The organism is Streptomyces sp. AN091965 (assembly GCF_022698285.1).
Classification (GTDB): Bacteria; Actinomycetota; Actinomycetes; order Streptomycetales; family Streptomycetaceae; genus Streptomyces.
On the sequence record NZ_JALDMY010000001.1, the window covers coordinates 357,513 to 378,227 of the forward strand.

At 72.6% G+C, this 20,715-nt stretch carries 19 protein-coding genes; 13 read left to right on the forward strand and 6 right to left on the reverse strand.

Going from position 1 to position 20,715, the window contains the following annotated elements:
* Window positions 1–30 precede the first annotated feature (30 nt).
* The 5 genes from MQV74_RS01375 to MQV74_RS01395 are packed head-to-tail and all read right to left on the reverse strand — an operon-like array spanning window position 31 to window position 5,898.
* Complete coding sequence (locus MQV74_RS01375; RefSeq protein ID WP_242714148.1) at window positions 31–1,449, reverse strand: aldehyde dehydrogenase family protein; 1,419 nt, start codon at window positions 1,447–1,449, stop codon at window positions 31–33.
* A gap of 10 nt (window positions 1,450–1,459) precedes the next feature.
* Window positions 1,460–2,425, reverse strand: coding sequence for an alpha/beta hydrolase (locus MQV74_RS01380; RefSeq protein ID WP_242714149.1), 966 nt, complete (start codon window positions 2,423–2,425; stop codon window positions 1,460–1,462).
* A gap of 40 nt (window positions 2,426–2,465) precedes the next feature.
* The gene (locus tag MQV74_RS01385; protein ID WP_242714150.1) at window positions 2,466–3,965 is read right to left on the reverse strand and encodes a flavin-containing monooxygenase; all 1,500 of its coding nucleotides are present in this window, start codon (window positions 3,963–3,965) and stop codon (window positions 2,466–2,468) included.
* Entirely contained in the window at window positions 3,962–5,362 is a 1,401-nt protein-coding gene (locus MQV74_RS01390; protein ID WP_242714151.1) for an FAD-binding oxidoreductase, read from the reverse strand. The genes MQV74_RS01385 and MQV74_RS01390 overlap by 4 nt, the downstream gene beginning before the upstream one ends.
* Entirely contained in the window at window positions 5,359–5,898 is a 540-nt protein-coding gene (locus tag MQV74_RS01395) for an acyl-CoA thioesterase (protein ID WP_242714152.1), read from the reverse strand. Before MQV74_RS01395 ends, MQV74_RS01390 begins: the two co-directional genes overlap by 4 nt.
* 333 nt (window positions 5,899–6,231) lie before the next feature.
* Here MQV74_RS01395 and MQV74_RS01400 point away from each other — a divergent pair, with 333 nt between their 5' ends.
* The 12 genes from MQV74_RS01400 to MQV74_RS01455 all read left to right on the forward strand — a co-directional run bounded on the left by MQV74_RS01400 (window position 6,232) and on the right by MQV74_RS01455 (window position 16,699).
* On the forward strand, window positions 6,232–6,681 hold the full coding sequence (locus tag MQV74_RS01400; RefSeq protein ID WP_242714153.1) for a 4'-phosphopantetheinyl transferase family protein: 450 nt from the start codon (window positions 6,232–6,234) through the stop codon (window positions 6,679–6,681).
* Window positions 6,678–7,676, forward strand: coding sequence for an ACP S-malonyltransferase (locus MQV74_RS01405; protein ID WP_242714154.1), 999 nt, complete (start codon window positions 6,678–6,680; stop codon window positions 7,674–7,676). Before MQV74_RS01400 ends, MQV74_RS01405 begins: the two co-directional genes overlap by 4 nt.
* A 1-nt stretch (window position 7,677) precedes the next feature.
* Window positions 7,678–8,424, forward strand: coding sequence for an SDR family NAD(P)-dependent oxidoreductase (locus MQV74_RS01410; RefSeq protein WP_242714155.1), 747 nt, complete (start codon window positions 7,678–7,680; stop codon window positions 8,422–8,424).
* 81 nt (window positions 8,425–8,505) lie between these two features.
* Window positions 8,506–8,793 carry an acyl carrier protein gene (locus MQV74_RS01415; RefSeq protein WP_242714156.1) on the forward strand — a complete coding sequence of 96 codons (288 nt, stop codon included), beginning with the start codon at window positions 8,506–8,508 and terminating at the stop codon, window positions 8,791–8,793.
* Window positions 8,790–9,284, forward strand: coding sequence for a 3-hydroxyacyl-ACP dehydratase FabZ (gene fabZ, locus MQV74_RS01420; RefSeq protein WP_242714157.1), 495 nt, complete (start codon window positions 8,790–8,792; stop codon window positions 9,282–9,284). Before MQV74_RS01415 ends, fabZ begins: the two co-directional genes overlap by 4 nt.
* An 86-nt stretch (window positions 9,285–9,370) precedes the next feature.
* The gene (locus MQV74_RS01425; protein ID WP_242714158.1) at window positions 9,371–10,393 is read left to right on the forward strand and encodes a glycine cleavage T C-terminal barrel domain-containing protein; all 1,023 of its coding nucleotides are present in this window, start codon (window positions 9,371–9,373) and stop codon (window positions 10,391–10,393) included.
* Window positions 10,394–10,453: 60 nt separating this feature from the next.
* Entirely contained in the window at window positions 10,454–12,919 is a 2,466-nt protein-coding gene (locus MQV74_RS01430; protein WP_242714159.1) for a beta-ketoacyl-[acyl-carrier-protein] synthase family protein, read from the forward strand.
* A complete protein-coding gene (locus MQV74_RS01435) occupies window positions 12,919–13,308 on the forward strand; it encodes a hypothetical protein (RefSeq protein ID WP_242714160.1) in 390 nt (129 codons plus the stop codon). Before MQV74_RS01430 ends, MQV74_RS01435 begins: the two co-directional genes overlap by 1 nt.
* Window positions 13,305–14,054, forward strand: coding sequence for an SDR family NAD(P)-dependent oxidoreductase (locus MQV74_RS01440; protein WP_242714161.1), 750 nt, complete (start codon window positions 13,305–13,307; stop codon window positions 14,052–14,054). Before MQV74_RS01435 ends, MQV74_RS01440 begins: the two co-directional genes overlap by 4 nt.
* Window positions 14,055–14,100: 46 nt before the next feature.
* Window positions 14,101–15,708 (forward strand): MFS transporter, encoded by a 1,608-nt coding sequence (locus MQV74_RS01445; protein WP_242714162.1) that lies wholly within the window; start codon window positions 14,101–14,103, stop codon window positions 15,706–15,708.
* A gap of 80 nt (window positions 15,709–15,788) precedes the next feature.
* Window positions 15,789–16,124 (forward strand): hypothetical protein, encoded by a 336-nt coding sequence (locus tag MQV74_RS01450; RefSeq protein WP_242714163.1) that lies wholly within the window; start codon window positions 15,789–15,791, stop codon window positions 16,122–16,124.
* Between the two features lie 224 nt (window positions 16,125–16,348).
* A complete protein-coding gene (locus tag MQV74_RS01455) occupies window positions 16,349–16,699 on the forward strand; it encodes a hypothetical protein (RefSeq protein WP_242714164.1) in 351 nt (116 codons plus the stop codon).
* A gap of 96 nt (window positions 16,700–16,795) precedes the next feature.
* Here MQV74_RS01455 and MQV74_RS01460 read toward each other — a convergent pair whose 3' ends face one another.
* Entirely contained in the window at window positions 16,796–19,681 is a 2,886-nt protein-coding gene (locus tag MQV74_RS01460; protein WP_242714165.1) for an ATP-binding protein, read from the reverse strand.
* Between the two features lie 361 nt (window positions 19,682–20,042).
* Between MQV74_RS01460 and MQV74_RS01465 the strand changes: the two genes are divergently transcribed.
* Window positions 20,043–20,651: an ATP-binding protein gene (locus MQV74_RS01465; RefSeq protein WP_242714166.1), complete on the forward strand. Its 609-nt coding sequence runs from the start codon at window positions 20,043–20,045 to the stop codon at window positions 20,649–20,651.
* Window positions 20,652–20,715 lie beyond the last annotated feature (64 nt).

Genomic DNA, 20,715 nt, shown 5'->3' on the forward strand with positions numbered 1-20,715 from the left:
GAGGTCGGTCGCCCGGGGGTGTGTCGTGGATCAGCTCTGTACGGCCTTGGTCTCCAGGAACTCCTCAAGGCCCGCGGTGCCGCCCTCGCGGCCGTTTCCCGACTGCTTGTAGCCGCCGAAGGGGGCGTTGGGGTCGAAGGGCGCTCCGTTGACCTGCACCTGTCCGGCGCGCAGCCTGCGGGCCATGGCGAAGGCGCGGTCCCCGTCGGCCGACCACACGGCTGCGGCCAGGCCGTACACCGTGTCGTCGGCGATCCGGAGGGCCTCTTCCTCGGTGTCGTACGCCTCGATGGCCAGGACCGGACCGAACACCTCGTCGTGGTGCACCGCCATGTCCGGGGAGACCCGCGACAGGACGGTGGGGCGCACGAAGAACCCCCGGGGCATGTCGGCGGGCGGATCCTCTCCGCCGGTGACGAGGACGGCTCCGGCGGTCCGGGCGTCGGCGATGTGGCGTCGTACCCGCTGGAGTTGTGCGGCGGACGCCAGCGGCCCCAGTCGCGTCCGCTCGTCCTTGGGGTCTCCCGGCGCCCAGCCGGAGGCCGTGTGGCGGGCCAGTTCCTCCACCTCGGCCAGGGCGGGACGGGGCACGATCAGGCGGGTCAGGGCGGAGCAGGTCTGGCCGTTGTTGAGGAACGCCGACGCCATGACGGCGGGCACGACACGGGCCGGGTCGGCGTCGGCGAGCATGACCGCGGGGCTCTTGCCGCCGAGTTCGAGCGTGACCTTCTTGAGGGTCTGCGCGGCCAGGGCGCTGACCCTGCGGCCGGTGCGCGTGGAACCGGTCAGGGACACCACGTCGACTCCGGGGTGGGCCGCCAGTGCTTCGCCCGCCCGCGGTCCGGTGCCGCTGACGAGGTTGAACACCCCGGGAGGGAGCCCGGCGGAGGCGATGACGTCGGTCAGCTCCCACACGCTCAGGGGCGCGACCTCGCTGGGCTTGAGCACCACGGTGTTGCCCGCGGCCAGTGCGTAGGCGACCTTCGCCGCCGCCTGGTGGACCGGGTAGTTCCACGGGGTGATGGCCGCGACCACTCCGTACGGCTCGCGGAGGAGCCGTGAGGGTCCCTGCTGCTGCTCGAAGGGGTACTCCAGGGCCGTACGGGCGGCGTGGTGGAAGCTGTTGACGGGCAACGTGACCTGTACGGCCCGGGAGAAGGACAGCGGGGCTCCGACGTCCCGGGTGATCAGCTGGGCCAGGGCCTCCGCGCGGCGGCCGAGCTCCGCGGCGACGGCGCGCAGCCACCCGGCCCGCTCCTCCACCGGCGTGGCCGCCCACCCGTCGGCGGCGGCGCGTGCCGCGCGCACGGCGGCGTCGACGTCCCCCGCGGTGGCGTCGGGCACGGTGGCGAGCGGCTCCTCCGTCGTGGGGTCGACGACGGTGAGCGAGCCGGTGTGGTGGGACGGAACCCAGGCCCCGTCGATGTACAGACGGTCGTAGGCGGGCATGTGTATCTCCTCAGCTGGCACGGCTCGGGGCCATGCCCGGGGCGGGGAAGCGGTCGTGCAGCCACGCGGTGATGTCGGCCCGCGCCTGAGCCGCGGCGGACGACTCGCACATCAGGAAGAAGACGTGCAGCGCGCCGTCGTAGCGTCGGACGGTGCCCGGGACGCCGCTGGTGCGCAGGTAGTGGCCGTAGGCCGTCGCCTCGTCCCGCAGCGGGTCGTACTCCGCGGCCAGGATGAGAGCGGGAGGAAGCCCCGTGTGCTCCTCGGCGAGCAGCGGCGCGGCGTACGGATGGGCCGCGTCCTGCGGGGAGGCGAGGTAGAGGTCCCAGAAGTGGGCCATGGCGGCACGGGTGTTGAGGTACCCCGTGGCGTACCGGCGGTAGGAGACGAAGGGAGAGTCCGCCGCCGGAGCGAGGCTCGGGCAGATCAGCAGCTGCGCGGCGATCGCGGGTCCGCCGCGGTCCCTGGACATCAGGCACGCCGCCGCTGCCAGGTTGCCTCCCGCGCTCTCCCCCGCGACCACGAGGCGCGCGGGATCGGCACCGAGCTCCTCAGCCCGCTCCGCCAGGGCGGCGATCGCCGCGTACGCGTCCTCCGCGGGACCGGGGAACTGGGTCTCCGGGGCGCGCCGGTACTCCACGCTGGCCACGACCGCGCCGCACGCGTTGGCCAGCTTCCGCAGGGGCTTGTCCACCAGCTCCACGTCTCCGGCGATCCAGCCGCCGCCGTGGAAGAACACCATCAACGGACGGGGGCCGGGGCGCGCGGAAGGGTGGTAGACGCGCACCGGCAGCGATCCGGCCGGACCCGGCACACGGGTTTCGGTGATCGCCCCGACCGGCTCGGCCGCGCCCTGGACCTGACGCAGGCCGCCCATCAGCTCGCGGACCGCGGGCACGCCGACCGATTCCAGAGGGGGCACGCGCAGCTGGGAGAGGTGGTCCAGGAACGCCGCGGCTTGCGGGTGCAAGGGCATGGGGACTCCTACGGTGACGTGAGAGGGCGTGCGGGCGGATTCAGGTCCGCGGCGCGCGGGCGGGGTCCGCGGGACCGACGGGCCGGTAGTGAGCCAGGTTCACGCGGCGGGTGCGGCGGCGGTACTCGGCCGTCTGGCCGGGCCAGTTGGTGGTGACGAAGGCGTTCTTGCCCCGGTACCAGTTGCGGCAGGTCGACCAGACGGTGGACCGCAGGCGCCGGCGCATCTCCGCCGTGAAGGTGTCCTCGGCGTCGGCGCGCACGTCGAGCAGCGGCCGGGTGCCCCGGCCGATGACGCGCAGCGCGTCGAGGACGTAGCGGATCTGGCTCTCGACCATGTGGACGACGCTCCCGGCGCCGACGTTGGTGTGCGGTCCGTACAGGACGAACATGTTGGGGAAGCCCGGCACGGTCATCCCCAGGTACGCCCTGGCGCCGTCGCGCCAGTGGTCGGCCAGTACGCGCCCCTCGCGGCCGGTGACGTGCAGCGACGCGAGGAAGTCCGTGGCCGAGAAGCCGGTGGCCTGGACGATGACGTCGACCGGATGCTCGCTGCCGGTCTCGGTGCGGATCGCGTCCTCGGTGAGGTCCGCGACAGGGTCGGTGACGAGCTCGACGTGGGGTTCGTTGAAGACGGGGTAGTAGTCGCTGGAGATCCCGATCCGCTTGCAGCCCACCTCGTCACGCGGGGTGAGGCGCTCGCGGATCACGGGGTCGTGGACCTGCCTGCGCAGTTGGGCCGCGCAGCCGTAGGCGGTGAGTCCCCGGGTCCGCCACCGCCGGGTCAGGCCGGGCACGGTCAGCTCGTTGAACAGCCACCATCCCAGCCGTGCCGTCTTGGCACCGAGCCGGCCGAGAGGCCCGCCGACGGGGCGGTAGGCGCGTTGCCAGCGGGGCACCACGTAGGGGGCGGAGCGCTGGAACACCGTGAGGTGTGCTGCCTGCTTGGCCACCTGGGGCACGATCTGCAGGGCGCTGGCGCCGGTCCCGATCACCGCGACCCTGCGGCCGGTCAGGTCCAGGCCGTGCTCCCAGCGGGCCGAGTGGACGATCCGTCCCGTGAAGCGCTCCGTGCCGGGCAGTAGCGGTGAGGAGGGGCTGCTCAGCTGGCCGCAGGCCGGTACCAGGACGTCCGCCTCGTAGGTGTCGCCGGCGTGCGTGCGCAGGTGCCAGCGTCGCGTGTGCTCGTCGAAGCGGGCCTCGCGGACCTCGGTGCCCAGGCGCAGATGGTCGTGGAGGTCGTGGTCGTCGGCGCAGCCGCGCAGGTACCGCAGGATCTCCTGCTGCCCGGCATAGCGTTGTGACCAGGCGTGCGGCGCGAACGAGTAGGAGTACAGCGGGGCCGGTATGTCGCAGGCGGCCCCGGGGTAGGTGTTGTCGCGCCACACCCCGCCGATGTCGTCGGCCCGTTCCAGGATCGTGAAGTCGTGGTGGCCCGCCCGCTTGAGGGCCATGCCCAGGCCGAGGCCGCTGATGCCCGCTCCGATGACGACCACCTGGACCGGACGGCCGTGCCGCGGCGCACGGCGAGGGCGGTTCACCGCGGGGCCCGTCGCGGGGCGGGCGCGATGTTGTGGTTGAACCGCAGCACGTTGTCCGGGTCGTACGCCGCCTTGACCCGGGCGAGGCGCGCGAGGCGGGGCTCGTCCCAGAAGGCACGGACGCGGTCCGTCTCGTCGTCCTCCGACGTGGTGTTGAGGTAGGTGTTGCCGTGGCCGAAGGTCTTGAGCAGGGAGCTCGCCTTCTTGACCCACGCGCGGCAGCGGTCCGATTCGGCGGGGTCCCGCCACTGGCAGATCACATGGATGAGCCAACTGTCCTCGCGGTGCGCGAACGCGGTGGCGTCCGCGGGGACGTCCGTGGCGGCCGTGTCGAAGGGGTGGACGTTGAGGGTGGTGAGCGACGAGGGCAGATCGCTGCCGATGGCCGCGACGGCCGCGATCTGCTCCGCCCCCAGAGCGGGCAGGAACTCGCTGGTCCAGTAGTGCAGATTGCCTGCCGGGGTGAAGGTGTCGAGCATCGACTGCACGGCCACCAACGGCATCGGTCCGACGCTGTCGTAGAGCGGGCTGCCGAAGTCCCGCAGGGGCTGCACCGTCCGCCAGGCGTCCTCCATGGGGCCGAAGTAGCGCACGAACAGGGCCACCATCGGCATGCCCTGGAACTCCTCGGGCACGAAGTCCGCCTCGGGGGCGTGGATGAACAGCGCGTCCGCGCTCAGGTGGGCGGGGCTGGTCGCGCTGAAGTCCCGCAGGAACGTGAGGACTTCCTCGGCCCGTTCGACGGGGTGGGCGAGGAAGCCGGCCAGCATCATCGGCCCGACCGGGTGTGCCTGGAACTCGAAGGAGGTGACCACGCCGAAGTTCCCGCCGCCGCCGCGCAGCGCCCAGAAGAGCTCCTCGTGGCTGTCGGCGCGGGCGGTCACCAGCTCGCCGTCGACGGTGACCACATCGGCGGACAGGAGGTTGTCGCAGGTCAGGCCGTATTTGTGGAGCATCATGCCGACACCGCCGTTGAGGGTGAGCCCGGCGATGCCGGTCTCCGACATCTGTCCCGTCGGAATCGCCAGGCCGTGCAGCTGTGTCTCCCGGTCCACGTCGCCCAGCAGCGCTCCGCCCTGTACGCGCGCGGTGCGGCGCTCGGGGTCGACGTGCACCCCGCGCATGAGGGACAGGTCGATGACGAGCCCGTCGTCGCACATCGCGTGCCCCGCGACGCTGTGTCCGCCGCCCCGCACGGCGATCAGCAGGCCCTCTTCCCGGGCGAAGCGCACCGCCGTGACGACGTCCGCGGTCCCCAGACACCGGGCGATGACGGCGGGGCGCTTGTCGATCATGGCGTTGTAGACCCGGCGTGCCGTGTCGTACCCGGCGTCCCACGGTCCCACCACCTCGCCCAGCAGCTTGCCGCGCAGGCGGTCGAGCGCACCGTCCTTCATGACGTCTCTCCAGACTTTCGAGGCGAAGCCGCGGACATGTCCTGCGCGAAGAAGGGGCGGGCGTCCGTCCCTTCACCCGAATTCGGGTTCTTCTGCCGCTTCCGGTAGCTCTCCAGGAATTCCACGAAAGCGTGATGCATGTCGTCGGGAATTTTGGTCAGGACCCCGCGCTCCGCATCGACGAACGCATGGACGGTACGCGCCTCAGCGATGAACTGCCCACCGTTCTTCCGGTAGATCTCGTAGTAATAGGTGAGGGTGCCGGGCGCGGCCGCCCACGTCCTGATCACCAACTCGTCGAGGTACTTGGCGGGCTGGTGGTAGCGGACGTACAGATCGGTGGTCGCGATCTGGTACTTGCGGTAGTCGGCGCCCACGTCCAGGGCGAACTTCTCGCGCCCGAGGTCGAACCAGGGAATGTAGCTGGCGTAGTAGGCGTGCCCCTGAAGGTCGCACTCCCCCCAGCGGACACGCGCCGCGGCCGCCACGCTGACGTCACGCATGATGTGGGTGGCCGACTGCACGAGACGTGGCATGGTCTCCTCGCTCCTCTCCTGAGGCACTTCCGCGCCCCGGGGCCGTGACGCAGCGGTCAGCGCTGCGCCGTCCGCCGCCAGACAAACGCAGCAAGACGCCGCGGGCACCGAATCTTTCTCCTTCGTTTCTTGAATTGCGCGAATCTTTCAGCGGCCGCACACGGCTCTCCGGAGGCTGACGGGGATATTGCACCTCCATTGACAGGCGATCGGCGGCGACCTTAGCTTCAGGGCGTCCGGAGAAGCCGCCCCGAAGAATCCGGAGTCCTTTCCGCACGGGGCCCTCTTGCTTCTTCGAAATCGCCTCCCTTCCGAACGGGCGGAGACCAAGCCATGAACATTCCTCACGCGGCCGGGCGGATCCCGGCGGCCCTTCATTCAGCGGGTGTGGATCTGGTGGACCTGCGCCGCTGGGAGCTCGCCCTCGCACGGTGCGGGGAGGGGCTGGCACGGCGGTACTTCGCACCTCAGGAACGGTGCGTCGCGCGGGAACTCGCCACCGCGGAACGGGGCTTCGCAGAAATCCTCGGCCACCTCTTCGGTGTGAAGGAGAGCGTCGTCAAGGTGGTGGGCGGCCTGCCGCCCACCGCGCGCCTCGCGGACATCCACGTCGAGATCCCCGCCGACGGCAACGACAAGCAGCCCTGGACCGTGCGGCTGTGCGGCCCCCTGGGCGAGTGGGCCCGGGCCGAGCGGCTCGACGTGGTCGGGGCGTCGACGCCCCTGGAGTCCGGCATGGCCCTCGCCTGGGCGGCCACTCAGGACGCGGGGCCCCGCGCATGAGCCCGACCGCCCCGCGCATGAGCCCGACCGTGGCCTTCGTCTTCCCCGGCCAGGGAAGCCAGTTCCCCGGCATGGGCTACGAGATGGAGCGGTGGGGGCGCCGGGCCGACGCCCTGGCCGACCGGGCGGAGGACGTCACCGGGCTGCCGGTGCGTGCCCTGATGAAGCGCGCCGACGCCTCGGCGCTCGCCGCCCCCGAAGTGGCTCAAGTCCTGGTCCTGACCTGGTCCTTGGCCGCGCTGGAGCAGCTGCGCGAGCGCGGCTGGAGGCCCGCCGTGGTCGCCGGCCACAGCCTGGGCGAGTACACGGCGCTGGTCGCGTGCGGATCCCTCGACGAGGACACCGCGCTGTCCCTGGTCGCCCGCCGCGGCAGGGCGATGGCGGCCGCAGCCGCCGCCCGCAGGGGTGCCATGGCCGCGGTCGTCGGCCTCCCGCCGCAGCGGGTGCAGGGGCTGTGCCGTGCCGCCTCGGTCGACGGCGAGGTCGCGGTCGTGGCCAACTGGAACTCGCCGCGCCAGCTGGTGGTGGCCGGGAGCCGGACCGCGATCGAGCACGTCGTCGCCGCCGCGCGGGCCGCCGGTGCCCTGCGGGCCCGGCTGCTGCCCGTCGGCGGCGCGTACCACTCGCCGCTGATGGACAGCGCCCATCAGCGGCTCACCGAGCACCTCTCCGATGTCCCGCTCGCCCCGCCCGCCATCCCGTTCGTCTCCAGCACCACCGGCCTGCGCGTCACCGACGTCGAGGCCTACCGCCAGGACCTCCTGGCGCAGATCGTCTCCCCGGTGCGCTGGCGGGACGTCATGCGCACCTTGGCCGCACGCGGCGCGGACACCTTCGTCGAAGCGGGGCCGGGACGCGTCCTGCACGGCCTCGCCCGCGAGATGGCCCGCACGGCACAGCACCTGACGACCGGGGACGCGCTGCGCCGGACGCCCCCGCCGCCCGAACCGGTGGTCCTCCGCCGCACCGCCTCCCCCTCCAGCAAGGAACAGTGACGTGAGCGATCTCCAAGGGCGCGTCGCCCTGGTCACCGGAGCCACCCGGGGCATCGGACTTGCCGTGGCCGTCGAACTGGCCCGCGACGGCGCCACGGTCCTCATGAACCACCGCGGAAAGCCCGAGCAGGCCCGCGAGGCCCTCGCCCAGGTGCAGGCGATCCAACCCCGGGCCCGGCTCCTCCAGGCCGACATCGCCGACGGCGCCGCCATCGAGGACATGTTCCGTGCCATCAGGCACGATCACGGCCGCCTCGACGCCTTCGTCAACAACGCGGGCATCACCCAGGACGGCTACGCGCTCATGATGGGCGAGGCCAAGTGGCGCAAGGTCATCGACACCAACCTCACGGGCGCGTTCCTGTGTACGCGCGCCGCCGCCCGCCTCATGGCGCAGCGCCGCACCGGTTCCATCGTGACCGTGAGTTCGACGAGCGCGGTACGCCCTCCGGTGGGCCAGGCCAACTACGCGGCGGCCAAGGCCGGGAGCGTCGCCCTGACGCAGGCGCTCGCCAAGGAACTCGGCCCCTACGGCGTCCGGGTGAACTGCGTGGTGCCCGGCTTCATCGACACGTCGATGACGCGGCAGATCCCCTCGGACCGGCTCGCGGAGAACCTGCGGCACGTGCCGCTCGGCCGCATCGGTCAGCCCCAGGAGGTCGCGTCCGCCGTGCGGTTCCTGCTCAGTGACGCGGCCGCGTACGTCACCGGGTCCTCCGTCGTCGTCGACGGCGGCCTCATCTGCTGACGCCGCGCGAGGCCCCCGCCCCGCCGTCCGTGCCCCGCGACCGAACCGCCCCTCACCCCAACCACCCCAAGGGAGAACACCATGGTGATGACACTCGCCGAGGCGACCCGCCGAGCGGCCGCCCGGCAGGACCTGTGCGCACAGGTCAAGACGCTGCTGGTCGAACGGCTCGCCCTGAACGTCGACCCGCGCTCCATCGGCGACGACCAGCCGCTGTTCGGCCGCGGCCTGGAACTCGACTCGATCGACACCCTCGAACTGGCCATGGCCGTGGAGGACACCTTCGGCGTGACCGTCACCGACGACGACACCCACAGCCTGCTGTCGCTCAACCGTCTGGTCGACCACATCGAAGGCGCCCGCGCATGACCGGCCCGCTGCCCCTGCCGCCCGGCGGCGCGGTGCTCGGCGCCGACGACATCGCCCGGCTGCTGCCGCACCGCTACCCCTTCTTCCTGCTGGACCGCGTCACGGCGCTAGAACCCGGCACGAGCGCGGAGGCCGTCAAGAACGTCACCGCCTCCGACGCCGTCCTGGCCGGTCACTTCCCCGGCCGCATGCTCTACCCGGGAGTCCTCCTCGTCGAGTGCGTGGCACAGCTCGCCGCGGTCATCTACGGCAGCGCCGCCGCCCGGTCGGCGACGGGAGAGCTCGTGGCGGACGTGGCCGACCGGGTGGGCTACCTCGCCGAAATCCGTCAGGCCAAGTTCCTCAAGCCCGTTCTTCCCGGCGACCAGGTGACCGTACGCGCGCACAGCGGCCCCCGCCTCGGCGGTCTGATCTCGGTCACCGGCCAGGCGGCGGTGGGCCGGGAGCTGGTGATGACCGCGCGTCTGGCCGTCACCGAACTCGCCCCGTGACACCGCCGTGGCGCCCTCCCGCCACGCCGCACCTCTCCCTCCTTCCGTACCGACAGCATCTGTCGAGCCCTCTTGGAGACGCCACCATGACAACTCACCACCCCACCACCACCGATGAGGAGTACACGGCCCTGCGCGAGGGTGTCGGTCTCGTCGACTACGAAGGCGCAGGCCTGCTGACCGTCACCGGGCCCGACGCGACGGCCTACCTCGGACGGGTCGGGACGCGCGGCGTCGACTTCCTCCTCGAGGGCCAGAGCACCTCCTCGCTGCTCCTGCGCGAGGACGGCACCATCGTCGCCGAGGCGCTCATCCACTGCCGGGGCACCGACTACCTCGTGGAGATCTGGCCGGACCAGGCCCCCGCCGCCACCGCCCATCTGCTGGCGGCCGCCGTGGAGCGCCCCGGTGTCACCGTCGAGGACATCAGCACGCGGTGCACGGTCCTCGGCATCGAAGGACCCGCCTCGTTCACGATCGCGCAGGCCTACCTCGACTTCCCCATCGCCTCGCTGTCGTACCGCAGTTGCGTCGGCGTCGAGTGGGCGGGGAACGCGGTGACGCTCTCGCGGACCGGTGTCACCGGGGAGTACGGCTACAAGTTCTTCGTCCCCTCCCCGCACGCGGCGGCGCTGCGGGCGGAGCTCGGCGCGCGGGGCGCGGTGGAGTGCGGCAGGCAGGCGCTCGACGTCTGCCGCATGGAGGTCCGCTTCGCCAGCCACGAGCACGAGCACACCGGCGGCCCGGTGACCCCCTTCGACGTGGGCCTGCAGTGGATGCTCGACCCCGACCAGGACCACGTGGGACGCGAGGCCCTCGACGAGAGGCGCCCGCACGAGCACCGCTCCCCCGTGTGCTGGACCGCGGAAGGCGACCTGGACGCGGCGCCCGGCCGGGGCACCCCGGTCGCGGTCGAGGACGCCGAGGTGGGCGCCGTGACGCACTGCGTGTGGTCCCCGCGGCTCGGCCGCTTCATCGGCACCGCCGCCGTCGACCCCGGGGTGGCCGCCTCGGGCCAGGAGTTCCGCCTGGCGGGGACCGGCACGGTGGTGCGCACCGTCTCCGCGCCCTTCCTGACGGCCACCAGCCTCGGCGTCGCGCTCGACTGAGCCCCTTCCGTACGCGGCTGACCCCGGCCACGGCAGTGGCCGCAGTGAACAGGAGAAACCATGAGCTCCAGCACACGGCGCGCGCAGAGCGTCGCCGTCACCGGAATCGGCATCAGCTGCGCGCTCGGCACCGGCGCGGAGCAGGTCTGGCGGGCCGTACAGAGCGGCGTCCACGGCATCGGCAAGACCGAGCGCCTCGACGTCTCCACCCTCAGCTGCCGCTACGCGGGCGAGGTGCGGTCGGTGCCCGCCGGGGTGCGGCGCGTCGGCATGCGTCCCGACCGCGCGACGCGGCTCGCCCTGGCCGCCGTGCAGGAGGCCGTCGAGGGCGCGCGCCTGAGCCTGGCCGACCACGACTCCTACCGGGTGGGCGTGGCGGTCGGCACGTCCGTCGGCGGCCTGGAACACGGCGAGCGGTTCCACTGGGACATCCTCAAGGACGGCCCCGGTGCGGCCGGGCGTCACCGGCTCACCAGCTATCCGCTGTACACCTCGGCGGACGCGATCAGCGTGGCCTTCCGGCTCAGGGGCCCCAAGGTGGTGCTCTCCAACGCCTGCGCGGCCGGGTCCAACGCGATCGGCTACGCGGTGGACGCCATCCGTGAAGGGCGCGCGGACATCATGATCGCCGGTGGTGTGGACGTGCTCGACATCCTCTCCCTCGCCGGATTCGACAGCCTCAACGCCCTCGACACCGAGCCCTGCGCCCCCTATTCGCGCAGCACGGGCACCAGCCTCGGCGAGGGAGCCGCCTTCCTCGTCCTGGAGGCGGAGTCCTTCGCCCGGGACCGCGGCGCCGCCGTCCTCGGCCATGTCCTCGGCTACGCGACCACCAGCGACGCCTACCACGCCACGGCCCCCGATCCCGCCGGCAACGGCGCCTACCGCGCCATGCGCCGCAGCCTCGCCCAGGCCTCGCTGACCCCCGAGGACGTCGACTACGTCAACGGCCACGGCACGGGCACTCCGACCAACGACAAGGCCGAGACCAAAGCGGTGGCCGACCTCTTCGCGCCCGCGCCCCCGGTGCCCATGAGCAGCACCAAGTCCCAGGTGGGTCACATGCTCGGGGCCGCCGGAGCCATGGAGGCGGCCACCTGTGTCCTGGCGCTGCGCGACGGGGTCCTGCCGCCCACCGTCAACGTCGCTGAACCCGGCGACCTGCCCCGCGACCTCGTCGCCAACCACGCCCGCCCGCAGTCCCTGGACGTCGTCGTCTCCAACTCCTTCGCCTTCGGCGGCAACAACTGCTCCCTCGTCCTCGGCCGCCGCCCGGCATCCCCGGCCGACGTGCCCGACCACCGCGTGGTCATCACCGGCACCGGTCCCGTCACCGCGCTGGGCAGCGGCCGTCAGGCCTTCCTCGAAGCACTGCGCGCGGGGACCAGCGCCATCGGGGCCGCCCGCCTGACCGACGTGTCCCTGTCCCGCACACGCCGGGCCGCGGAGCTCGACAGCGCCGAGTGCCGGCGCCATGTGGACCCGGCCTACGCGCGCCGCCTCGACCAGATCGGCCTGCTCACCCTCGCCGCGAGCCGTCTCGCCGTACGTGACGCCGGTCTGCGGATCACGAAGGCCGACGCGGAGCGCATCGGCATGGTCTTCGGCACCTTCAGCGGGCCCATGCAGACCGTCGCCCAGCTCAGCGAGACCATCGGCACCGTGGGCCCGCACCGGGTCAACCCCCGGCTCTTCCCCAACTCGGTGATGAACGCGGCGGCCGGTCACGCCTGTCTCGCCCTGCAGATCCGCGGCCCGCTGTCCACCCTGGCCACCGGCTGCGTCTCCGGCCTCAGCGGCCTGGCCTACGCAGCCGACCTGGTGCGGCGAGGCGAGGCCGACGTCATGCTCGCGGTCGGCGCGGACGAGCTGACTCCCCTGCTCCATTGCGGCTTCGACCGCCTGGGCCTGCTCTCCGACGACACCCTTCGCCCCTACGCCGCCACGGCCGGTGGCACCGTGCTGGGCGCGGGCGGCGCCGCCCTGGTCGTGGAGTCCCTTGAGCACGCCCTGCGGCGCGGGGCGACGATCCTCGCCGAGGTCAAGGGCCACGCGGTGACCTCGGACGCCTACCGCGTCGCCGGGAACGACCCCTCCGGCGCGGCCTGGGCCGAATGCTTCACCCGCGCCCTCGACCACGCCGACATGGCTCCGGACGACATCGGCACCGTGTACGGCGACGCGCGCGGGACCGCCGCCATCGACGCCGCCGAGGTCGCCGCCGTGAGCCGGGTGTGGCAGCCCGGGCGGGTACGGCTGAGCAACCTCAGCCCGTACGTGGGGCACGTGCACAGCACCACCTCGCTGATGTCCGCGGTCTGCGCCGCCGAGACCGTACGCACCGGCTGGAGTCCCGACGTTCCCGCGCCGTCCGCGCCCGGGAACGTGACCCCGTACCTCCTGGCCGGCGCCGAGGCGGGCCGGGCCTGCCTGGTCACGGCCGCCAACTGGGGCGGTACGTACGCCTCCCTCGTCCTCGCGCCGTACACCGGCCCGGCGGCGACGGCCCGGACGGCGGTGGGGTGATGGCGGCACCCGCCCCCGGACCCGCCCTCGTCCTGCTCTCACCGGCGCAGATCCCCGATCCGGACGACGCCCGCTGGCACGACTGGCTCACCGCCGAAGAGATCTCCTTCAGCCACGGCTTCCACCGCGCGCACGAACACCTGGCGGCACGCAAGGCCGCGAAGGCCGCCGTCGCGTCGCTCCTGGGCCTGCCGCCCGATCCCCGCCTCTGCCGGGCGCTCGAAGTGCTCCGGGCGCCCGGAGCCGGGCCCGTCCTCCGGCTCGGCGGCGCCGCCGAACGCCTGCTGCGCGGCGAGGGCCTGCCGCACCCCCGCGTCTCCTTGACGCACGCCAGGGGCCACGCCGCGGCGCTCGTCTGGCTGCCGATCCGGAAGGCGGCCGCGCGATGACCGCGGGAAGCCAGGTCGCCCTCGTCACGGGCGCGCTGGGCGGCATCGGCCGGGCCGTCACCGAGCACTTCCTCGCGCGCGGCATGGGCGTGCTGGTGACCGACCTGGACGGCGAGGCCTGCCGCCGCGCCGCACTCGACCTCAACGGCGCGGGTGGCCCCGGCCGCGCGCTGGGCTGCGGCCTCGACGTCACCGAGCCCGAGGCGTGGGACCGGGCGACCCGGCTGGCCCGGCGCCGCTTCGGCCGCCTCACCGTCCTGGTCAACAACGCCGGAGCCCTGGGCCACCAGCCGCTGGAGGGCACGAGCGAGCAGGAGTGGGCCCGGGTGGTCCGGGTCTGCCAGCGCGGCACGTTCCTCGGCATGAAGGCCGTGGCCCCGTGCCTGCGTTCCGCGGGTGGCGGCGCGATCGTCAACGTCGCCTCCATGTACGCCCTCGTGGGCTCGGGCGCCTCCTTCGCCTATCACGCGGCCAAGGGTGCCGTCCGGTCCATGACGACCGCCGCGGCCGTCGAGCTCGCTCCGGGCGGGATCCGGGTGAACGCCGTCTACCCCGGCATGGTCGCCACCTCCATGACGAGCTCCGCCCCGGCGCGGTTCGTGCAGCGGGCCGTGGACGCGACACCGCTGTGCCGTGCCGCCCGTCCGGAGGAGGTCGCGGCCGCGGTCGGCTTCCTGGCGTCGCCCGCGGCCTCCTACGTCACGGGCGCCGAACTCGTCGTCGACGGCGGTTACACCGCCCGCTAGCCCTCCCGACCGGCAAGTACCGCACTCATGAAGGGCCGTAGCGCTCATGCCCCCTGCGTCTTCTCGCCGACCGTGGTCGGTCCTCGCGGTGCTGTGCACCGGCTTCTTCGCGATCGTCATGGATACGACGATGGTCAACGCCGCAGTGCCCGTCATGATCGGCGAGTTCGACGCGGGCCTCGGTGAGGCGCTGTGGGTGGTGAACGCCTACGTCCTGACCTATGCGGCGCTGCTGATCACCGGCGGGCGGCTGGGCGACCGCTTCGGTCCCAAGCGGCTGTACCTGGCGGGCCTCGCGGTCTTCACGGCCGCGGCGGGCTGGTGCGCGACGGCCGACAGCATCCGCGAGTTGATCGCCCTGCGCGTGGTGCAGGGCCTGGGCGCGGCTCTCCTGACGCCGCAGACCAGCGCGTTCATCACCGTCCTTTTCCCGCTCCGGCTCCGGGGCACGGCGTTCGGCGTCTGGGGCGGTGTGATCGGACTCTCGGCCGTGGCGGGGCCCCTCGCGGGCGGGGGCCTGATCGCGTGGGCGGGCTGGGAGTGGATCTTCCTGGCTCATGTGCCGCTCGGCTGCGTCGCCTTCGTCCTGGCAGTAGTGGCCGTGCCGGACCACCGCCCCCGCGTCCCGCACGGCTGGGACGTCACCGGCACGCTCCTGGTGACGGCCGGTCTTGCGGCTTTCTGCTACGGGCTGTTGGAGTACGGCCGCCCCGGCGGCACGGCGTCGGTGCTCTCCGGGACCTGGGTGGGCGTCGGCGCGGTCCTGCTGGTCTGCCTCGTCGTGCAGCAACGGCGCACGCGGGGCGAGCCCTTGGTGCCGCGGGCCCTGTATCAGCGCCGCGCCTTCGTAAGGGTGGCGGCCGTCGGTGCCGGTGTCCACTTCGCCGTGGTCGGCACCGCGCTGCCGCTGCTGCTCTACCTCCAGAACATCCTGGGCAACGATCCGCTCGCCGCCGCGACGATCACCGCTCCCTCCGCCCTCGCCGTCGGCGTGGTCGCCGTCGTGGTGGGCAGGTGGAGCCAGGGCGCGCGCACGGCTCGGCTGCTCGGCGTCGGCGTGCTCGTCTACGCGGCGGGCCTCGCGCTCACCGTCCTGTGCGCCCGACCCGGCATGAACGCGTGGCAGTTGCTCCCGCCGATGCTGCTCGCCGACGCGGGCATCGGCTGCACCCTCGCCCCGGTGACGGCCATCGCCTTTCAGAGCGTGCCCCCTTCTTTGGCGTCCGGCGCGTCGGGGGTACTGAACACCGCGCGGCAGATCGGTGGCGTCCTGGGCGGGGTCGCCGTCGGCTCCCTTCTGCGCCTGCGGCTGTCCGCCGACCTGCCGACGCACACCCGCGCCGCGGCGGAGGACCTGCCTTCCCGGCTGCGCGCGCCCTTCACCGACTCCCTGCTCACCCTCTCCGGCGACAGCCTCACGCGGCCCCCGGCTCCGGCCGGCCTGTCCGCGCGCGAGGCAGGCCTCTTCGGCGACTTCACCGACGCCGTCTTCCAACAGACGTTCATCAGCGCCTGGCGCACCACGATGACGCTTCCCGTCGGCGTCCTGCTGCTCTGCTACGCGCTCAGCCTGCTCCTTCCCCTTGAATCCCCTCCCTCAATACCACCGCAAGGAAAAGGAAAGAAAAGCCCGCAGACTTCGAGGAGCTCCTAATCTGGCCGAGGGCAGAACAGAAAGGCCCCACCGAAAAATCTCCGGCACATTCCGCAGCACCTAGAGAAAGCAGGAATTCCATGCTGAACACCTCCATCAAGATCGCCCGGTTCCTCTGCTCCGCCGCCCTCGTGGGCGCGGCGGGCGTGGCCGTCGCGGGCCCCGCGCAGGCGGCCTCGCAGGCGCGCTCCCCGCAGACCGGTGCCGTCACCCAGGGGCAGTACGTGCACTTCCAGGGCAAGCTCACGGCCGTGGCGGACGACCACGTCAAGGTCGCCACGGGCGAGTCGGTCGTGACCGTGCTGCTCACCGGCGAGGCCTACTGGATCGGCCACCTGAAGGTCGGCGCCCAGGCCGACGTCACGGCGACCCTCGACAAGGGGGTCCACACCGCCAAGGTGATCGTCACCTGGTGATCCCCGCCGCACCCCCCGCCCGGGGCCCGCACCAGCGGACCCCGGGCGGTTCTTCTTGCCCGGATTCCACTTCGGAAATCGAAATCCAAAACATCGCAAGAAGCGCGAAAGAAAACCATTCACCGAAACACAGAAAGAATACTGTTCGAGATGTCGGATCACCGACCGGATACCCCGCTTGATTTCTCCCAGGGGTATCCGGCACCGAAATCAAGGAGTGCAGTATGAACAGATCCCAGAGCCTTCTGATCAAGCTGGCGTCCGTCGTCGTCGGACTGGTCGGCATCGCGGGTGCGTTCACGTCGACAGCGCAGGCGGCTCCGGCCGACCCGGCGCCCCTGAAGACCGTCAGCGCCGCGGCCGCCAACCCGGCCGCGGTCACGCAGTTCTTCGGCAGGATCACCGCCTTCAAGGACGACTACCTCGAACTCGCCACGCAGAAGGGGCAGATGCGTTTCAGCCTCCGGAACGGCGCCGAGTACTACGGCCCCATGCGCGTCAACGTCTACGCGCTGGTGGAAGCCTCCTACGCGAACGGCGAGTGGTACGCCAAGCGGATCTACGCCCGGGGATAGCGGACAACCGCTCGGACGCGGCCTCTGCCGGAGCGGCCTCCGGCAGAGGCTCACGTGTGCCCGCGCCTCCCCGCTCCGCCGTGGCGAGCGGCCGACTCACCGGGGCGGACCGTCGCCGAGGTGGGCGTCGAGGGCCCGGGACACCTCGGCGCGATTGACGACCCGCAGCTTCTTCAGGGTCCGGGCGACGTGGTGCTCGACCGTGCGCACCGAGAGGCAGAGCGCCTGGGCGATGTCGCGGTTACTGGCGCCTTCGGCGAGGAGCCGGGCCACCTCGACCTCCCGTGGCGAGAGGCCCTCCCCATAGCCGCGCCTCCCGGGTGTGGCGGGGCGCTTCGCCCCCGCCCGCCTCAAGGCGTGCCGACACCGGGCGAGGTCGGCGGTGGCTCCCAGCCTGCCGTAGGTGTCGAGCGGTTCGTCGAGCGAGGCGGGCTCCGCCTGCTCCCCCTGAGCGCTGACGCACAGCGCGAGCAGTTCGGCGGCCCGGGCGGCGGGGTAGGGCCTGCCGATGGTCCGCCACGTGTCGCGGGCCTCCTGGAACCACCGGGCCGCCCTCGCGGGGTGGGCGCTCTGTTCCAGTACGCCGCGGGCGAGGCAGAGTTCGGCGTCAGCGGCCGGCGCGACGAAGCCGCCCCGCGCCGCCAGGGCTTCGGCCACCAGGTCCTGCGCCTCGACGCGGTGACCGGTCGCCAGGCCCGCGCGGACCGCCGCCTGGACCGTGCCCAGCGGCTTGTACCAGATGCCGGCGGACCTGAGCAGCCGCAGCGCGGGCCCGAGCGCCTCCCACGCCTTGTCCGGCTCGTCGCGGGCGAGGTGGACCTCGGCGGTGGCGGCCGCGGCGTGCAGGGAGCACACGGTCCCGCCGATGCGTTCGCCCGCGCGGCGGGCGAACTCCAAGTGCTCCATCGCCGTGCCCCACTGCCCCTTGCAGATGGCCAGGCTCCCGCCGATGAGAGCCTGTTCGCGCTGTGCGATCGCCATGTCGGGGCAGGTCGTGTTCAGCTCGTCGAGGCGCTCCTCAAGGCCGGACCAGGCTCCGGCGAACCAGTCGCAGCGCAACAGCTGGGTCCGGGCGAAGCACTCCAGGGAGGGGTTGACGCCGTCGGCCGTCAGCCGCGCGACCTCGTGCAGCAACGGGGCCGCACGCGCGTCCTCTCCCCGGTTCAAGGCGTTCGACCCGGCGTTGTACAGGGCGATGAGTCGCTGTCTTCGCGCCTCGGGGTGCGGGGAGGACCGGGGCAGGGCGTCGACCAGTTCCCACAGGCGGGCGTCGCCCTTGCGGGACATCAGGAACAGCTTCGCGCCTTCGAGTTCGGCAAGGCGGGCCTCGTCCTGGCAGCCCTGAAGCGCGTTCTCGGCCCGGACCACCCATTGATCGAGCTCGGCAGCCGTCTGCGTACGCTCGTAGAAGATCGCGCTGAGCATGCCGGACGCGGCGAGGGAGGGCCACGGCCCGAGCTCCTCCACCGCCGTCATCAGCTCGCGGTACGCGGCCTTGTCGCCCGCGTGGTTCACGAGTACCGCGGCGAGCGTGAGCCGGACGCGGCCGCGGGTCTGGACGGGCAGGGTGGCGTCGTCCACGAGCCGCCGCATGATGGCCAGGTGGTGCGCGAAGCGCGTGAACTTGTGCGCGATGTCGCAGAGGGCGAGCGCGGCGCGTGAGCGCACCTCGGGTCGCACTCCGTCCTCGCCGAGGATGCCGTGCAGGAGTTGGGAGGCGATGCCGTCGTCCCCCATGGTGACGGCTTCGCGGGCCGCGGCCTCCGCCTCGCACAGCCACGCCTGCTTGTCCCCCAGCGCCTTGGTGTGGTGGGCGATCTGGACGAGGGCGGGCCGCCGCTGTCCGCGCAGTACGCCGTGGGCCCGCTGGTGCAGGTGGATCCGCTGCGGGCCGGGCAGATCTCCGTAGACGGCCTGCTGTGCGAGCACGTGCCGGAAGGCGTACTTGGCGGGCTCCGACTCGTGCAGGAGAGAGCGGTGCAGGGCTTGGGTGAGGGCGGCGGTGGCCTGCTCGGCCTCCAGTCCCGCCACCTCCGCCAGGACGTCCTGCGCCGCGGGAACCGCGAGGACGGCCGCGGCCTCCACGAGGCGGGCGGCGGTCTCCGGCAGCTCGGCAAGACGCTCGTGGACGGCTTCCCGCAGGGAGCGCGGCGCCGGTGACCGGCCCAGGAACTCCACTTCCTGTTCGAGCCCTTGGGCGGCGTCCTGCGAGGTGCTCCTCTTGCGCCGGTCCAGGAGCGTGAGCAGGTCCTCCTCCACGACCAGGGGGAGCCCGGCGCTGCGCCGGTGCAGCACCCGGCCCAGGGTGTGGCCCGCCACGCGTCCCACGACGTCCGAGGCGAGGGCCGTGACCTCGCGCGCACTGAGCGGCTGGAGCCGGATCTCACCGCCCGAGACACCGATCGGCCGCCGGTACGCGTTGCCGAGGACCGGCTCGGTGGGCGGCAGGTCCTCCGCGCGGTAGGTGAGGACGAGGCCGAGGCCGCCGGGGGGTTCCCGGGCCATGAGGAACAGCAGTTCACGCGTGGCCTCGTCCGCCCAGTGCATGTCCTCGATGACCAGCACCACCGGCTCGACCGCGCGCAGCACGGCGCGGATGCCCAGGACGAGCCGGAGGCGCTCGGGCATCGCCGAGGTCGCCTGCCGGGAGTCGTCGAGGTGGGGGGCCAGGTCCGGCAGATAGGCGGCCAGCGTGCCGGTTTCGGGAGGCAGCAGACAGTTCCGGGGCAGGTGCTCCGCCGCCTTGCCGACGGCTTGGAGGACGGGGCCGTACGGGAACGGCTCGCGCAGCGGGTAGCAGAGCCCCGTCGCGACCTGCGTACCGGAGGCCGTCAGCAGCAGCTCCGCCTCACGGACGAGGCGGGACTTACCGGAGCCGGCCTCGCCTTCGATCATGACCACCGAGGGCAGGCTGCGCAGGGAGGTGACGAGGTCTTCGAGCTCGCGCTCACGGCCGACCAGAGTGAAGCCGTCTCTCCGCATCCCCGAGATGTCCGCGGAAGTCACCGCCTGAGCCACCGGTTCTCGTCCTCTGCAGGGTGTGAACGGCCTACCCGAAACACCAGACCAGGCACCCAGTTTAGCCAGCACGGCCCCCTTCGTACCTCCGGCCGCCGGGGGCGCGCGAAGCGTGGACGGGCGGGCCGCCGCGCCCCGAGCGCCCAGCGAATCGGCACACGAGCGCACGGGCACACCCCCATCCAGGCCCCACACCACGTAATCCGTGCTCCACGCCACGCAATAGGTGGTGCCCCGCATTGAATGCGCATCTATCCGCGCGGTCCTCTGGGTGTCGACAGGCGCGATCCCGCACAGCTCCGCCCAGCGGACCGAGGAGGCAGAGATGACTCCGTTCGTCGACAACCGCAGCAACGTGGCACTGGAGACCAGGCCCGTGCTCGACGCCCGCACCGAGACCGGGCAGGCCCGGCACCCGCACGGCGCGGAGCCACCGGCGGCCGCCCCTCCGGATCCGGCGCCGCACACCACGGGCGGGCGTATCGACCGGCGAGATCGCCGAAAGCGGCGGCCGGGGGGCTTCCGCGCCCTGCGGCTCAGGCTTCCGGCTGTCGCGGACGCGGTGCCAGGCGCCCGTCACCGGGTGCGCCGCTCCGTGATCGAGTGGGGCTGGGGCGACCAGGTGGACACCGTGGAACTCCTGTTCTGCGAGCTGCTGTCCAACGCCGTCCAGCACGCGTCGACGGGGTCCCGGACCGAGGAGACGGTCGAGGTCAGCGTCCGGCAAGGAGACGCCTCGCTCATCGTCACGGTCGACGACTCAGGGTCCAAGGGCACTCCCGCGGTCGCCAACTCCTGCGTGGACGAACTCGCGGAGAGCGGACGGGGGCTGCTGCTGGTGGAGGCGATGGCTTCCGCGTGGGGCTGTAGCCGGACCCGGAAGGGGACCAGGACGTGGTTCCTGCTGGACCCGGCCGGTTCCGGGCTCCACTGAGCCCGGCCGGGTCGGGGCTCAGTGGAACCCGGGACCCGAGGGCGGCGACGCCCAGGCCCCTGTG